The organism is Methylophaga thalassica, assembly GCF_030159795.1.
GTDB classification, from domain to species: domain Bacteria; phylum Pseudomonadota; class Gammaproteobacteria; order Nitrosococcales; family Methylophagaceae; genus Methylophaga; species Methylophaga thalassica.
In genome coordinates, this window is the sequence record NZ_BSND01000003.1 from 897,883 (window position 1) to 914,783 (window position 16,901).

The 16,901-nt window shown below is 42.7% G+C and carries 15 protein-coding genes and 1 tRNA gene; 9 read left to right on the top strand and 7 right to left on the bottom strand.

Annotation, left to right across the window (positions count from 1 at the left end; genetic code table 11):
• Nucleotides 1–51: 51 nt before the first annotated feature.
• Genes QQL60_RS04525 through QQL60_RS04535 form a run of 3 tightly spaced genes read left to right on the top strand, consistent with a single transcriptional unit; the run spans nt 52 to nt 2,105 of the window.
• Nucleotides 52–318: a DUF4242 domain-containing protein gene (locus QQL60_RS04525; protein ID WP_007145261.1), complete on the top strand. Its 267-nt coding sequence runs from the start codon at nt 52–54 to the stop codon at nt 316–318.
• A gap of 34 nt (nt 319–352) precedes the next feature.
• The gene (locus tag QQL60_RS04530; RefSeq protein WP_284722551.1) at nt 353–1,294 is read left to right on the top strand and encodes a quinoprotein relay system zinc metallohydrolase 2; all 942 of its coding nucleotides are present in this window, start codon (nt 353–355) and stop codon (nt 1,292–1,294) included.
• 4 nt (nt 1,295–1,298) lie between these two features.
• Nucleotides 1,299–2,105: a quinoprotein dehydrogenase-associated SoxYZ-like carrier gene (locus QQL60_RS04535; protein ID WP_284722552.1), complete on the top strand. Its 807-nt coding sequence runs from the start codon at nt 1,299–1,301 to the stop codon at nt 2,103–2,105.
• A 23-nt stretch (nt 2,106–2,128) separates the two neighbouring features.
• Here the strand turns inward: QQL60_RS04535 and QQL60_RS04540 are convergent, their stop codons facing one another.
• From QQL60_RS04540 to QQL60_RS04570, 7 genes are all read right to left on the bottom strand, one after another.
• Entirely contained in the window at nt 2,129–2,464 is a 336-nt protein-coding gene (locus tag QQL60_RS04540) for a hypothetical protein (protein WP_284722553.1), read from the bottom strand.
• Complete coding sequence (locus tag QQL60_RS04545; protein WP_284722554.1) at nt 2,465–4,546, bottom strand: EAL domain-containing protein; 2,082 nt, start codon at nt 4,544–4,546, stop codon at nt 2,465–2,467. It lies immediately after the preceding gene.
• Nucleotides 4,547–4,671: 125 nt separating this feature from the next.
• Nucleotides 4,672–5,580: a KPN_02809 family neutral zinc metallopeptidase gene (gene ypfJ / locus QQL60_RS04550; RefSeq protein ID WP_284722555.1), complete on the bottom strand. Its 909-nt coding sequence runs from the start codon at nt 5,578–5,580 to the stop codon at nt 4,672–4,674.
• Between the two features lie 29 nt (nt 5,581–5,609).
• Entirely contained in the window at nt 5,610–6,383 is a 774-nt protein-coding gene (locus QQL60_RS04555; protein ID WP_284722556.1) for a nuclease-related domain-containing protein, read from the bottom strand.
• Between the two features lie 90 nt (nt 6,384–6,473).
• Nucleotides 6,474–6,549, bottom strand: a tRNA-Val gene (locus QQL60_RS04560).
• Nucleotides 6,550–6,676: 127 nt separating this feature from the next.
• Nucleotides 6,677–7,651: a zinc transporter ZntB gene (locus QQL60_RS04565; RefSeq protein WP_284722557.1), complete on the bottom strand. Its 975-nt coding sequence runs from the start codon at nt 7,649–7,651 to the stop codon at nt 6,677–6,679.
• A gap of 160 nt (nt 7,652–7,811) precedes the next feature.
• Nucleotides 7,812–8,555, bottom strand: coding sequence for a dienelactone hydrolase family protein (locus QQL60_RS04570; protein WP_007145253.1), 744 nt, complete (start codon nt 8,553–8,555; stop codon nt 7,812–7,814).
• A gap of 428 nt (nt 8,556–8,983) precedes the next feature.
• Here QQL60_RS04570 and QQL60_RS04575 point away from each other — a divergent pair, with 428 nt between their 5' ends.
• The 6 genes from QQL60_RS04575 to QQL60_RS04600 all read left to right on the top strand — a co-directional run bounded on the left by QQL60_RS04575 (nt 8,984) and on the right by QQL60_RS04600 (nt 16,863).
• The gene (locus QQL60_RS04575; RefSeq protein ID WP_379008170.1) at nt 8,984–9,532 is read left to right on the top strand and encodes a sigma-70 family RNA polymerase sigma factor; all 549 of its coding nucleotides are present in this window, start codon (nt 8,984–8,986) and stop codon (nt 9,530–9,532) included.
• A 10-nt stretch (nt 9,533–9,542) separates the two neighbouring features.
• The gene (locus QQL60_RS04580) at nt 9,543–10,514 is read left to right on the top strand and encodes a FecR domain-containing protein (protein WP_284722558.1); all 972 of its coding nucleotides are present in this window, start codon (nt 9,543–9,545) and stop codon (nt 10,512–10,514) included.
• Nucleotides 10,515–10,644: 130 nt separating this feature from the next.
• Nucleotides 10,645–11,142, top strand: coding sequence for a sigma-70 family RNA polymerase sigma factor (locus tag QQL60_RS04585; protein WP_284722559.1), 498 nt, complete (start codon nt 10,645–10,647; stop codon nt 11,140–11,142).
• Between the two features lie 2 nt (nt 11,143–11,144).
• Nucleotides 11,145–12,110 carry a FecR domain-containing protein gene (locus QQL60_RS04590; protein WP_284722560.1) on the top strand — a complete coding sequence of 322 codons (966 nt, stop codon included), beginning with the start codon at nt 11,145–11,147 and terminating at the stop codon, nt 12,108–12,110.
• 76 nt (nt 12,111–12,186) lie between these two features.
• Entirely contained in the window at nt 12,187–15,705 is a 3,519-nt protein-coding gene (locus QQL60_RS04595; RefSeq protein ID WP_284722561.1) for a TonB-dependent receptor, read from the top strand.
• Between the two features lie 162 nt (nt 15,706–15,867).
• Nucleotides 15,868–16,863, top strand: coding sequence for a hypothetical protein (locus QQL60_RS04600; RefSeq protein WP_284722562.1), 996 nt, complete (start codon nt 15,868–15,870; stop codon nt 16,861–16,863).
• Nucleotides 16,864–16,901 lie beyond the last annotated feature (38 nt).

Here is a 16,901-nt window from a genome sequence, read left to right on the forward strand (position 1 = left end):
TTTTTTTAAACCTAAATAAAGACGACCGGTCATGTTTAATGAGGTGAAATCATGAATAAGTACATTATCGAACGCGAGATTCCAGGGGCAGGTGAGCTAACAGTCAATGAACTTGACCAGATAAGCGATAAATCCTGTTCTGTTTTGCGAGAAATGGGGCCTGAGATAGAGTGGGTGGAAAGTTATGTCACCGATAACAAAATCTATTGTGTTTACAAGGCAGAAAATAAAGACTTAATCTTGCGTCATGCTGAACAAGGTGGTTTCCCAGCAAATGTCATCTCAGAAGTTAAAAATACAATAAAACCCAAATCTTGAGATAACGAAGGCACCCTAATTGAAGGGGAGAGAAATGAAAAACAAAACAAAAGCTTATATAAGCGGCATCAGTATCGTACTCAGCAGCATGCTGGCAGTGAACGTTTATGCGGATGACTATCGGTTAAAACAAGTCTCAGATGGTATTTTTTACCATCAGGGAGCACAAGAGGATGCCAATCAACATAATAAAGGCGAAATCGCGAATACCGGTTTCATTGTCGGTGACAAGTGTATTGCCGTAGTGGATAGCGGTGGCAGTTATCTTGAGGGTAAAGCGTTATTTGAAGCCATTCGTGAAAAAAGTGATTTGCCAATCTGTTATGTCATTAATACCCATGCCCATCCCGATCATTTTCTCGGCAATGCGGCATTTAAAGACACCGGAGCTACTTTTATTGGTAATGACAAAATGCCAGCCGCTATCGAAGCCCGAAAAGCATTCTATGAAACACGCTTCAGCGACATTCTGGGGGAATATTACAAAGGCACAGAGTTTATTGAACCAACACGACTGGTCAGTGTGGATAAACCTCTCACCATCGATTTAGGTGGGCGAGAACTGGTACTAAACAGTTATCCCACCTCACATACGGATAATGACCTGACCGTGCTGGATAAAAACACCAAGACCTTGTGGACCGGCGATCTATTATTCGTCAAACGTATTCCTGCCCTTGATGGCAGTATTAATGGTTGGCTGGCCACGATCGAAAAGCTGAAAGCCATGCAATTAAACGCCGTTATTCCCGGTCATGGTCCTGCTCAATATCAGGACTGGCAACACGCTTTTGATGTTGAAGAACATTATTTCTCAACGATTCGTCAGCAAATCAGAGCCATCATTAATGATATGGGAACCATTAACGAAGCAACCGAATCTGTCGGCCTGAGTGAGAAGGGTAAGTGGCTGTTATTCGACGACTATCATAAACGCAATATCACAGCCGCTTTTACTGAACTGGAATGGGAATAACCGAATGAACACATTATTTAAAAATATCGGGCTTGCTGCTTTATTGAGCTTATTTTTGTTGCCAGCTTTGTGCATGGCCGCTGATGAGCCTCAGGAGCAATGGCAAACCCTTAAAGAAATCTATTTTGAAAATAAAACGATTTTAGAAGATGCCGATGACTGGTTAGTGATCGAAGCACCAAAAAGAGCTGAAGACGCGGCGATAGTGCCAATCCATCTCTATTCAAAGAAACCGCAAACCGCCAGTTCTTATATCAAAAATCTGCATGTATTTATTGATAATAACCCAATGCCGTATTCAGCTAACTTCCATTTGTCGCCTGCATTAGAAACGGTGGATATTTCTACCCGTATGCGCGTGGATCAATACACCTATATTCGAGCCATAGCAGAGATGAACGATGGCAGCCTGCACATGGTGAAGCGTTTTGTAAAAGCTTCGGGTGGTTGTAGTGCGCCAGCAGCAAAAGATCAGGTCGCAGCCATGGCGAGACTGGGCAAAATGCAGATTCGTTATCGTGATGGAGACCCTGATGAGGCGAAACCAGTTCAGGTGGTCATCAGTCATCCTAACAATAGCGGCCTGCAAATGGACTTAAAAACCCGTGGTTATATTCCGGCACATTATGTCGAAAAAATGCAGATTACGCTGGAAGGTAAGGTGTTGATGACCATTGATACTGGCATATCGATTAGTGAAGATCCCAGCATGCGTTTTATGCTGCCAGCCGGGAAAGCAGGGCATGGTTTGTTGAAAGCAGAAGTAACCGATAATAAAAAGCAGATCTATACGATAGAAAAGCAGATTTAATAGTGTTCTGACTGACAGGGATGTCAGTCGCTGAATGGATATTTCCAGTTGATTTGTTCAGCTGGCATCATTTGATCGACACTCAAACGAATCATGCCGGTTGGATCGCTGGCCGGTCCGATAACCACATAACGTCGGCCAGATTCGGTATAACCTATGCCTCGTGCCGGATTAAATTCAGTAATCGGACTGCTGTTACGTAAAGTAAACGGAAGCAGCTTATCTTCTTCATCAGCAGGCTTGAATGGAGGCACGGTTTCAGGACGTTGACGCAGCCCAACAAAAATTTCCTCACCACTTGGCAGAATCAGAATATTCCAGTGATAAAGCGTCATCACCGTATCAGCAGCATTTGTCATTTATTCAGCACCTTCATGGCGATGAGATAAAAAATACCCAGGGCAATCTTCAGGTTTGAGTGGTGGACTATGATAATAGCCTTGAAAGATATCACAGCCCATCTCAAGCAAGGCTTCACGTTGATCTTTTGTTTCCACGTATTCTGCTACCACAGAGACTTTTTGAGCTTTACCTAAAGCACTGATGGTGCGAATGATATCGGCGTTAGTTGAATTGGTTAAAACATCACGTGTAATCGATCCATCAATCTTAATCGCATTTACTTTAAAGCGACGCATATGTAACAGTGAGGAATACCCCATGCCAAAATCATCCATAGCTAGGTGAATACCTATATCACTGATTTCTTGTAATATTTTCTCAACTTGCTGTGAATCAGAAATTTCTGATGACTCGGTAATTTCCAGCTCAATTTCTTCAGGATGAAGTCCGTATTTAGTGACACAGCCCGATAAAAAAGTCGGTAAAGCATTATCACTCAGTTGCAGTGGAGAGATATTGATGGCCATTGTCAGGTTCTGGTGGCCTAAAGCATTCCATTTCGCCTTAGCGATACAGCAGTGTTCGAATACCCAACGACCTAATTTATTAATATCACCACTATCTTCAGCCAACATGACTAGCATCGCCGGAGACACAAAACCATATCTTGGATGCGTCCAGCGAACCAGTGCTTCAACCCCAACAATATGACCTGCACGATGATGTTTGGGTTGGTAAACAACCGTTAATTCATCATGGTAAATTGCTTGACGCAAGTCATAGACCAGATCTCTGGCAATCATTCCAACCTTGTCTTGCCTGCTGATAATTTGTTGTTTGGTTTGGCCATTATGAATAATGGTGTTAGTGGCCTCTTCAAAAGCCAATTGCTCTTGCTGATGTCTGTATATCTCGGCTTTGCGAACAAAAGGTAAATAGAGCAGTGTACTGATACTGATTGTCAACAATTGTAGTGCGACCCCATACCATGACTCAGTCAGTAACCACGCAGACAAAATGGGCGGTGTCGTCCAGGTCACACTGCCTGGGTTCACTACATGCACCAAGCCTGATTGAAAAGCCAGTAATGAGATAGCCATTAAAGACAAAGGCACCATAAAAAAGGGAATTAAATAGCGTGGGTTGAGAACAATGGGTAAACCGTAAATGAGAATATCATTGATGTTAAACAGACTAGGGATGATCGAAATTTTGGCGACTTTATTTTGCATGCCACGGCGTGTCGTGATCAAAATAGCAATCACTAAGCCTAGTGTTGCACCTGAGCCACCTATCAAAACAAAACTGTCATAAACAGGCCGTGTCACCCAATCAGCACTGATAGCTGTAACATCATGAATAAAAAACGCCCCGTCATGGTAAGACTGAATAGCGATACCACCATGAACGCCAATAAACCATAAACCCTGATTAACCAATACCGTCAGCGTGCTTAATATCCAAGCGCCATAACCCTCAGCCTGAGCCCAATGCGTGAGGCCATCGTATACATCAGGAAAATCAGGTAACAAGTTGATAAATGCTGCCACTACAAAAAAGAAAACCCCGACAATAACAATGGTCGGGGTCAGGCGCATGGCGTTATAAAAGGCGGTGTCTGATTCGACGGATAAGTGTAATAAATCCAGCAGTCGTTTATGGGTTAACCAACAGATCATTTCAGCTGTTGCAATTCCTAAAATGACCGCCAGTAGCATCGACTCCATACTGAATTCGATAGCAGAATATCCAAGCAAGCTAGTCACGATAATGTAATTAATAGCCGCACTGATAGCGACCATTAATGGTGTCGGCATATCGCTTTCGCTGTTGCTGTTACTATTACTATTAAGTCTGTAAACCAATTGCACTGAAATAATGGCTGTCAAAGCCAGGGCAAAAAAGCTAAAGGTCAGCTCACTGATACTGAGTAGTGGGTTTTTCCATGAAGCACCAAACAGCGAGCTCATCAATTGTTGGTAGGCAGGCCATGGCAGATAAATAAGTAAATCCAATGTCACCCGTAGAAATGTCAACGGCAGTAATGAAACAAAACTATTACGTGTAGCTACTATCCATAACAGCATTCGTTGTTTCAATATGCTTCTCCCTAAAGACATTTATAAAATTTTTCCAATTGAAACATATACACTAATAAAAAGCAGTGAATCGCTTCATAAATTTATATAAATCATAACCTAAGCGTGATGATCTAATCTTGTTTTTATCTATTGATAAATGTATCACATGCTTCAACATTACCCGTGTCATAACCGGTTTTAAACCATTTAACCCGTTGTGCCGAGCTACCATGGGTAAAGGCATCGGGTCTAACAACCCCAGTGGCTTGTTTTTGTAAAGTATCATCCCCGATAGCACTCGCTGCCGTTAGGCCTTCCTCCAGATCACCGGCTTCCAGCAGCTGTCTTGATTCATTGGCATAGTGTGCCCAGATACCGGCAAAGCAATCGGCCTGTAATTCTTGTTTGACAGAGAGCTTATTCCATTCCACCTGACTCATTTTGCTACGAGCGGCGTTTACTTGTTGCGAAATGCCTAATAAGGTCTGGATGTGATGACCCACCTCATGGGCAATAACATAAGCCTGGGCGAAATCGCCAGGGGCTTTGAACTGATTTTTTAGCTGGTCATAAAAACTCAGATCGATGTAAACCTGTTGATCAGCAGGACAATAAAACGGCCCCATCGCTGAGTGTGCAGAACCACAAGCCGAGTTCACCTCGCCACGAAACAAAATCAGTTTGGGTGGGGTGTAACGTTGAGCATTTTCTTTAAAGATAGCTGACCAGGTATCTTCGGTATCCGCCAGAACGACAGAAACAAACTCGACACGTTCTTTTTCTTCAGCTGTTTCCTGTAAAGGTTCGGATGAGGAGACAGTAGGTGCCGAAGAGGGCATACCGAGAAGGGATAACAGTACAGGTAAATTTCCTGTCAATGCCGCTAATACAACAATGCCAATTAGCAATAATGCGGTGCCTTTGAAGCCGAGTAATCTAAAGACGGCAGGTAATAATCGAATAATACCGCCTGAACCACCACGAATCCCTGAAACACGCTGGCTTCGACGGTCATCAATATTACTACTTCTTCGGTTACCGCGCCATTTCATTTTCGTGTCCTTAGTAATAGGGAATAGGGTTACATAGCGTTGATATTACGACATTTCGGATATTGACTACAGCCCCAGAAAAACTGGCTCGCATTGTCACCTTTTTTGCTTTGACGTTTCACCATCTTATGACCACAGCGTGAACATATCGGTGGCTCCGTCAGCTTAATCTCAACTAACTGTTTAACATGGGCCACATGCTCTCTGTTTGTTTTCAGGCTGGGTGAAAGCCGCCCCGACTCAATCTTTGATATGAGGTTTTGTTTCGCTGCCAGGTTGAGAACTGGATTGGTTTTAGACTTGATATAGCGGACATAACCCAGACCATAAGTGACATTGTCTGGCATGGGCGTTTTAAACTCACTGTCACCAATGAAAACGATCACAGAAAAGACTTGTTGGTCTGTTAAGTCGAGTAAAGTCTGAAGTGTTTTGATGTGTTTGTGATTTTGATGCAGTGGATTCTGAAAAGTATATTTTTGCTTATAGATTTGCTGAGTCCAGTTTTTTTGAGAGGCATTACCGAATATCCAGCCGTGAGTATTTTTTGTTTCCAACACAAAAACGCCATAAACCGAGACGATAATGTGATCAATCTGAGTGGTGCCATCTTCGGTGGGCAGGGTCACGTTTTTGATTAAATGATAATGCTGTTTATCGAGTTGCCATCGGGCGATGACATTGACCAGGAACTCACCCATGAGACCTTTGAACCAGGCTGAACGCAGGATAGCCAGACAGAAAAATAAAGGAATGAAATACCAGAAAGACAGTAATGACGTGTAGAGCGGAGTGAAGTCCATTTCAGCACCTTGGATTGAGTCGCCAAGCGCTAACAATGCACAATATTTTATTGGGAAACAAGTACTGATTATGCAAAGAGGAATTTTTCTTGGTGGGTGCTGAGGGGTTCGAACCCCCGACCCTCGCCTTGTAAGGGCGATGCTCTCCCAGCTGAGCTAAGCACCCCAAGAAAGCGTGGCATTCTACAACATCTTTTTCAGATTTGCTCGAAAAAAATAAAGAAATTGTTATATTTATTTGGTGACTTTAACAGCAATGCAGATAAGTGATTGATTCACCGTTTAAAGCACATCTAAAACCATTTTTTCCAACGAAACAAAAATAATAACAATACGGCCACTACACAGAGAATCACGATCACATCAGTAAAGGCATGACTGTCATTGGCACCAGGGATACCACCCACATTAATACCTAATAATCCCGTCACAAAGCCCAAGGGAAGAAACACGGCTGCAATCACCGATAACACATACATACGCGAATTAAGTTGTTCAGACGTTTTACTGTGCAGCTCTTCCTGAACCAGTACGGCACGTTCACGCACCGCATCCAGGTTTTCAATATAACGAATGAGGGTATCACTGATTTCATGGATTTGAAGACGATCATAATCCGATAACCAGGATATCTTTTCCAGAGTCAGACGAGCCAGGGCATCTCTTTCCGGGGCTAAATACCGGTGCATTTTAATTACCTGACGACGTAAATTGGCAATATCGTTGTGCAGGTTTTCCGTATCATCCACTAAGACAGCATCTTCATAATCGGCAATCGTATCTTCGAAACCGGCAATGGTTTCTGACATACCATCAACGGTCAGATCCACTAACTTGATGAGAAACTCTGCACTGTTCTTAGGGCCAATGCCTCTGCTCAGTAATTTATCCAATTCCGCAGCCGAAGAGGACATTTCACGACGAGTGGTAACGATAATACGGGGATCAATCCACACCCGAATCGAAATCATATCGTCCGAGCGGGCATCTTGATAATGATTAATCCCCCGCAACGACATCAGCAAACCATCATTAATGGAGGTGGTACGTGGTCGTGTTTCTTCTTCTAATAGGGCATTAGCGATCACACCATCCAATCCGGATTGTTCAAGCAGCCAACGTTCAGCATCAGGATGCGTGTAGTCAAAATGCAGCCAGAGAATGCCGTCTTCAGCCTGCCATTGCGGCAGATCATTCACATTGAGACGGGTACTTCCACCCTCACCGTTGAGTAAATGGGCAAAGGCTAAACCTGAAGGGTTGGACATGACAAAGGCGTTCCCATGCAATTAAAAAAATTTGAGCTTAGCATAACAAGAGTGGGGCATTGCCAGTATTTCAGTCAGATGATTTTCTCAATCTTCGGACAATAAAAAAAGGGAGTCAATGCTGCCACTGACTCCCTTTCAGGCTAAATAGAAAAGCTGATTAGCGAAGTGTTCTGCTGAACAGATTTAACGCCAGTTGATAGCCGATTTGTGCGGTTTGTGCATCATAACGACCACCATCACCTTCATCACGCATAAAGGCATGTTCAGCATTAAACTCATGCCAAGTGAAGGTAATATCTGTCGCTTTTAATTCCTGATAGATTTTTAACAAACCATCAGCAGGTACATGATTATCCTGTTTACCCCAAATCATTAATAACTCGCCTTTAATGTCATCAAGGCGCTCCATACTGTGTTGGCCGGGTTTGTTTGGAATTTTTTGGATATGTAAATCCGTCGCGTAGAAACATGCTGTGCCTTTCACTTCAGGTTGTAAAGCTGCACGGAAAGCCAGGTGACCACCAATGCAATAACCCATGGCACCAATATGCCCATTGCACCAAGGTTGGGTTTTTACAAACTCAATCATGGCGACATTATCAGAGTCATAACCCTGAACATCTTTCGCTTCTTTATCCGCATTACCCTTATCACGACCAGCGTCGTCATAACCCAATACGGTGCCGATAGGGTTCAGCTCATGGAAAACTTCGGGCACTAATACAGCATAACCATGGCTTGCCATCAGTCTTGCTGCACGTTCAATCGGGCCAGTCTGTTGGAAAATTTCAGAGTAGAACAAAATCACCGGGTAGCTACCTTCACCAACCGGACGGTGAATATAAGTACGCATAACGCCAGTAGGTGTATCAAGATCGACAAAGTGGCTTTGAATTTTCATAGTAGGCTCGCTAGATTGCTTGAATGTCTGAAGAATGAAAGGAGGCTATTGTACAAGAAGTCGTTTGCTTCATCATCGCTGTATTTATCCGCAAATCGAAAAGCATCATTCATCACCTCCATACTTGAGTTTTGTATTCAGATTAAAAAAATGAAAAATAGTTAATATTTAAAAAGTCAGGGTAAAAACCTCCCGATGCGGCTAAGCAGGCTTTCATTTTTTATAAATGGATTAATCTTTGTAAATTTAGGATTTTTTCCTATATTTACTCAAGGTAATGCGTAGTAAATTTACGTTACCTTATGTGAAATTTTGTGAACATGCACGCAGAGTTTACCCAGAACTTGTGATTAGCCATGTTACTGCAAACCTCGACAAAACATAAGGCAGGCACAATCCGGCAGCTTATGTAAAAGGGGAGCAGGCAATTGAGTGACATAGCCCTACACCACGAATCAGACGTCAGTATTCTGGGTAATCTTAATGCAACGCGTGACTCCATCGTCACTGATCTTTATCGTGTGCACAATAGCTGGTTATTAGGTTGGCTGAGAAAAAAACTCGGTTGCAGCTTTGATGCAGCTGACTTGATGCAAGATACCTTTTCAAAAATTTTGCAAAAAGACGATCTAACCAGTATCAAAGAGCCTCGTGCCTATCTCACCACTGTGGCCCATGGGCTGATGGTCAATCATGTTCGGCGCAGGGACATTGAAAGAGCCTATCTTGACGCTTTAGAGAATATGCCAGAAGTCGAAGTCCCTTCACCTGAGTCACTCAATATTATGGTGGAGACGCTGGCCAAGATAGATGAAATGCTCGATGGCTTGCCTGATCGGGTTCGCAGCGCCTTTTTATGGTGTCAGCTCGAAGGACTTTCACACGCAGAAATTGCATCGAGATTATCGGTTTCAGTCAGCTCGGTTAGACAGTACATTGCTAAGGCATTGTTGCATTGTTTAAACATGAATAGTTAAAAAATTTTTCATGGCCCGTTCTAATAAAGATGCTATCTATGAAGCGACCAACTGGTTTGTTGAGCTGACTTCCGGTGAAGCCACAGATGCAGACCGGAAAGAATGGCAAAGATGGCTAAATGCCTCCCCAGAAAACAGACACGTATGGGAACAAGTTGAAGCGGTCACCAACTGTTTTATGGGGCTCGATTCAAAAACCAGTATCACCGTATTAAATCGTCCGACTGATACCAAAGACATCAAATCACAGGAACGTCGCCAAGTCATTAAAACCCTCAGTCTTATGCTGGCTGCTGGAACGGCAGGGTGGTATGGCTATAAACAAAAGCCTTGGAATCTATTAATGTCAGATTATTCAACGGCAGTAGGTGAAATTAAACACATCACCTTAGACGATGGCAGTCTAGTTGTTTTAAATACTGATACCAAGATAGCTATTGACTTTAGTGACCGAGCTAGAACAATCAGGTTACTGCAGGGTGAAATCTACATTGAAACGGCACAGGAGCAAGACCGGAATTATCGTCCTTTTAGTGTAGTGACTGCTCACGGTACGGTAACAGCACTAGGCACTAAATTTAGCACTCGACTTAAGTCTAAACACAGCTCTGTCAGTGTGTATCAGGATGCGGTAGAAGTCAGACCTTGTGATGATTTAGATAATAACGTTGTGGTCAATGCGGGTGAATTGGTCACATTCAATACGGCCTTTTCTCAGCAGAAGAAGCTCATAGATAGGGCATCGATGGCATGGATAAACGGGTTTATTATCGCCGATAAAATGTCATTGGCTGACTTTGTTGATCATCTATCACGTTACCACTCAGGCATCATACGTTGTGATCCTGCTGTTGCTGATTTAACTATATCTGGCGCGTTCCCAGTCAATGATATAAATGCCGCCTTAACCAGCACCAGTGAAGTCTTATCAATACGAATAGAACGCTATACCCGCTATTTTGTGATGATTAAACCGGCCTGACACATCAAAATAAGTTGGAGAGAGACTTGAATACAACAAATAAAAATAGTGTTAAGAGGCAAGTAAATATTCTCTCTGAAACCGCACACATCTTAAGTGTTGCTTTGATATGGAGTGATGCAAGTTAATTATGGCTACCTCAACTATTCAATCGTTTAGTCAAACCTATGAAAATCACCATAGTTGGATCTATAGCTGGCTATGTAAAAAATTGGCCTCGCATCATGATGCCGCTGATTTGACGCAAGATACGTTCGTCAAAGTATTACAGAAAGACATGCCGGAAGATATTATCGAACCGCGAGCCTACTTAACTAAGATTGCCCATGACTTGATGGTTAATTTTTACCGTCGAAAATCTTTAGAACAGGCCTATATAGAAGCCATCAGCCAACTGCCTGAGGCTATTACGCCAAGCAGCGAAGAACGATTACTCTTATTAGAAACCTTGCAAGAAATTGACGAAATGCTCACTACATTGCCAGATCATGTCAGAGAGACTTTTCTACTGTCACAACTTGACGGCATGCGTTATAAAGACATTGCTGCCAAGTTAAATGTTACAGAGCGTACCGTTAAACGCTATATGGCACTTGCCTTCACCCACTGTCTCACTTTCGCTGTTTAACGATGTCCTCAAATTCAGTCAATATTCCAGAACATGTCATTAAAGAAGTCGTCATGTGGCTAGTCAAAGTACAAGACGACGATTTAACAACACAAGAACAACAAACATTACTCGCGTGGCGAAATGAAAATCATCTGCACGAACTTGCTTGGCAGCGTGCTGAAAATCTCGGTATGACCTTACAGAAAATACCACCTGATTTGGGCAAACAGGTACTTGGTCGATCAGCAACAATGGATAGACGTGAATTTGCCAAACATCTTGGCCTGTTGCTCACGCTCGTTCCAATTGGTGGCGTAACGTATAAATATGCCCCATGGCAAGCCGTCTTAGCTGACATTAAAACAGCTACCGGTGAGCAAAGAACAATTCAATTAGCTGACGGCAGCCAACTCATGCTTAACACGGATAGTGCTGTCGATTTAGCCTTTAATGATACTCAGCGTTTGGTGAAATTATACCGAGGCGAAATTTATATTAAGACGGCTAAAGATTCAGCTCAAAGACCTTTCTTGGTTCAAACTGCACAGGGGCAACTTCATGCGTTGGGTACTGAGTTTGTGGTACGTCAGCACGCCGACTATAGCTATTTAGGTGTTATTGATAGTGCGGTTGATGTCTTACCCAAAGATGACCCACAGCAAAACCTGATCATCGAAAAAGGTCAACAAACGCGTTTTGATTCGACAGGTATAGAGGCGCCATCCCCATTAGATGACAATGCCAATGCCTGGATACACGGCGTTATCTACGCCGACAATATGCCGCTCAGCGAGTTTATTAGTTATCTAAAACGTTATCGAACAGGTGTGATCACCTGTGATGAGTCATGTGATGACATTTATGTCTCAGGCTCATTTCAAATTAATGACCCTGACCACATCCTGCATGTATTAGAAAAAACAAGACCAATAGAAATTGAATGGCGAACTCGTTTCTGGGCAAAAATCAGCAAAAAACAACATTAATTAAAAAAATCGTGTCCCCTTTTTAATCCTTAATTGACCTAGTAATTAAGAATCACTTAATTATCCAAGGTTAACTATGTTGAATCGTACAATTTCCAGTGACAACAGCTTTATTAAATTCACCATCATCATGGCGATATTGGCCTTTTTCTATCTACCGCCGCTTTCTGCCGATACAGCACAACTCGCTGACAACGAAAAAGGCAATGAAACAGAAAAAGCTAACCGTGATTACAATATTCCCGCTGGCCCACTCTCCAAAGCGTTATCGACTTATACCGGTATCAACGGCTTTACATTCTCGTTTGACCCCAGCCTCACCCAGGGCAAAACCACACAAGGGTTACAAGGTAGCTACAGTTTAGAAGAAGGCTTTGAACAATTATTAAAAGGCTCCGACCTGATGGTTATACCTGATACCGACGGTGGCTATTTTCTGGTGCCAGGTCAGGAGAAATTACCTGCTCTTGGTGATGACCGCTTAATTCTGGATACGGTTAAAGTCAGAGCACAACGATTTTATGAAGTTGGACCACTACCTGGGCTTGGGCTCACCAAAGACGAAATCCCCGGCAATGTGCAAAGTTTAACAGCAGAAGACATCAAAGAAGCCCATGCCTTAAGCATGACCGATTTGTTTAATCAGAAGCTACAAGGTGTCACAGTTAATGATTACCAAGGTAATCCCTTTCAGATGGATATCCAATATCGTGGTTTTACGGCGGGACCACAAATAGGTACGCCTCAGGGATTGAGTGTCTTTTTTGATGGTATCCGTGTTAACGAACCTTTTGGTGATGTCGTCAACTGGGACATGATCCCAATGAATGCGATTTCGAGTGTGGATGTGTTTCCAGGCTCAAATCCTATCTTTGGTTTGAACACATTAGGTGGTGCATTTACGGTTAAAACCAAAGACGGTTTTAACTATACAAAAAGCGATGTTCAACTTTTAGCGGGCTCGTTTGATAGAAAACAATTACAAGTCGATAAAGGCTGGAATAACGGCACTATCGCTTTTTATGGTGCCGGTAGCTTCCATGATGAAAATGGTTGGCGTGATAACTCCCCTAGCAAAGTCAACCAAGTCTTTGGTAAGGCCAGCTATCGTGGTGAAAAGCTAGACATGAACCTCAGTACCTTAATCGTCAAAACAAAACTGGTGGGTAATGGCTTAAGCCCTGTTGAAGAGTACGAAGACGACAGTGAAAGTGTCTTTACCTCACCTGACAAAACAGATAATGACTTACAGCAATTTCAACTCTCAGGTGCTTATCAGGTAAATGATACGTTTAGTGTCACAGCACAGGTTTATCGTCGGAATAGTGATAGGCATCAGATCGGATCTGATGTGGTTACTGATTGGGATGATGAGCTAGTTGCAAAGCGCTTACCTGCTGATGGTGAAAACTACACCTGCTTATTTAATAGCAGCGATGACAATCAATATGGTTTACCCGATTATTATGTCGTTTCTATTGACAATTATGAGCCGGGAGTCAGAGATGAATTTACCTTTGATAACGATGGTTCGATTTTTTTATACGATGATTCCTTTTCCTTGAGCAAGGCAGATTTTGAAGCAAAATATGCAAATAATAAAAACACAGAGTTACCAGATGATTTTCTGAATGCTTACAAAGGAGTTTACCAGGAAAACAAAAATTTCAAAGAATCAAATACTTATAATCGAGATGGCCAGTCATACAATGTTAGTGGTGGGGAAAGCGCTGAATATTATGGTGAGAACTCGTACCGGGTTGATTTTAAAAGTGATTTAGAACGCATTACCAGTGAGCCTTCTGGAGTTATTAATTCCGATCAAAATTACTTTTTTACGACAGAAAATGGTGTTGTCTATAAAAACTACGTCATGCTAGCAGCAGCTGTAAATGAAACAGATTGTCTGACAACTCGTGCGTCTGTTGATAAATACGAAATCACCGACCCTGATACAGGAAATCCTGTTCTTATAGATGGTGCTGGCTTAAATCAATCTGGCTATGTAAAGGGTACACCGACGGCAATTATCACTGATAATCAAATTACTCAAAGTACTGATGGTGCTTCTATCCAGTTTAACTGGAACCTCGATAAACATAAGTTTATGGTCGGAATCTCGATTGACGATGCCAGTGCCGAATATCGCAATAGCCAACGATTAGGCTTTTTCACTTTAAACCGTGAAGCGTATTTAGATCCAGATAGTGCTCACCCACAATTTTTAGCGGCTTTTGATCCGCTGGAGAATAGTAATTTCAGTGGCACCAATACGACCAAAAGTATCTACTTCAGTGAAACCTGGAATCCCGTTGAGAATTGGAACTTTAATTTCTCAGGGCGTTACAACGATACCAAAACAAAAAATAAGATTGCCACACGGTTTGGACGTTATGGAGCCAATTATTCCGTTACCGACTTAATTGGCGAGCCTGATCAATACAATGTCTGCCCTGATGGTGATTGCACGGGCGTTGAGACCAACTTTAAACGTTACCGTTTGGATGACACAGTAGAAAAACCTGAAACAGAAGAGTTTAGTTACTATTCGTTTAACCCTTCGATTGGTGCCACTTGGCAAGCAAAAGAAACACTTAATGTGTATGCCAACTGGTCACAAGGTACGCGTGTTCCTAGTGTCATAGAGTTAGGCTGTGCATCTGACCATACGCCAACCGGTGTTTACTATGAGGATGGTCAGGGTGGTATGTATGAAGTACCCAAAAGTGTCTTAGAAAAAAGAACTTGTTATCTGCCTAATACGCTGTCAGGTGATCCGTATTTACCTCAAATCAAAGCCACGTCTTACGATATTGGGGTTAGAGGCATTATCGGTGAGAATTTGCAATGGAATCTCGGTGCATACCAAACAGACCTAAAAGACGACATCTACTTTGTTGCTGTAGGGGGGGGGGCGGGTTTTTATGACACGATTGGTGATACTCGCCGTCGTGGTATTGAAGCTGGTTTATCAGGCCAAAAAGGCAAGTGGGGCTTTAGCGTTAACTATGCGCTGACCGAAGCGACCTTTGAAAATCAGTTCATCATGATTAGCGACGATAATGGCACAGCCATTTATCAGCCAGGTATCGGCAATTCGATTATTACGGTTGACAAGGGCGATACCATGCCCGGCGTCTCTCGTCATAATGTTAATGCCACCATCAATTATGAAGTCACCCCCAAATGGTTAGTCGGTTTTAGTGCAGTGATGCACTCAGGCAGTTATGTGCGTGGTAATGAAAATAACGATCATGAAGTAGGGCAAGTCCAATATCGGGAGCTTGGTGGGAAAAAGGTGCCGCGCCGCCCAATGAGCAATAAAGGCGAGTTACCCGGCTTTGCTACGTTTAACTTTCAGACCAGTTATAAGTTTACGCCCAATATGACGGCAAGCCTGCTGATTAATAATATCTTTGACAAAGAATATTATTCTGCGGGTCGTTTGGGACGTAATCCATTTTCGCCGAGTGTTTATGGTGCTAGAGGACCAGATAATTACAATCATAATTCGAATGATTGGCTGAGCACGAACTTTATCGCTCCGGGTGCGCCTAGAGCAGCATGGCTAAGCTTTAATTGGCAGTTTGATTAGGAAATAGAAAAACCGATTTTCATAGATTAGGCAGACATTTGTGACTGCCAGAAAGGATTCATATTCAAACGTAGAAATTGGCAAATTTAGTGACGTTTGAAATGAAGGGGTGATACAGGCAGCCACAAATGCCTGTTTATTGTAGCTCGTAAGGAGACAGTTATGAAACACAGCACGTTAAAACTCACTATGCTTGCAGCATTAGGATTTACTGCTACGCAGGCGAATGCATTAGGTTTGGTCGCGTTACCCGATACTGGGTTTGCCAGTTCAGCGTATACCAATTGTTATAACGATGGACGAGTCGAACCACCGACTACTGCTGATGAAGCAAAAGGTAACTTTGGGTCATATCCGATCGCAGGCGCTAATCAGCCATCGTCGTCAAAAAACAATACCTGTTTTGTTACAAAGCCTGTTGATATTACGGTCTCACCAGTCTCTGGGTACACCTTGGTTGCTTATCGTTCAAATACGATTCCTAAAACTACGGGTGGAACAGGAAGTATCGGAACGCTTCTTGACTTGGTATGGCGGGATGACGCGACATCAAGCATGTGTATTTTTGGCACTCAAATCGCCAGTATGACTAATGCTGATCACGACTCTACTAAATCTGGTACTCAATACTTTGAAGTAAATGATATTGCTCGCGGCGGTTTTGCTGATTCAGGCACGGTAAATGTGGGATATACCATCTTTAGTACTACAGGAAATACATCTCCTGTATATCGTGTAGGTCGAACTTATACTTCTGTTCAACATAGATCATTAAAGTACGACACCTTAGCCAATAAGGCGGTGAATGGGACTAACTATCTTGATTTACCGACTAAAAATAGTGTCACAGCGGCTATTACTGGTGAAAATTCATCTATAGACGCCACGGATACCGCAAGTACAACTTTGGCGACACAAGATGCTGTGGTCAATAGTAATTGGGTCGATTTTACAGCCGATACGGTGTATTTCGATGATGATGGTTCCACAAATGCCTACTCTGGTTTCACCTACATAGAAGCAGCATGTGACAGCACAAACCCAGAAGATTGGGTTGAAAACGGAGCAATACGGTTACGCCAAACCGCACAGGAAGAAACAACATTTAAAGAAATTGCCATTCCTGGTTATGCACCTCCAGGCGCGACAATACCTTAATTTCATGAGTGCTAATTTTGATGTAAACAAGGTGGTTA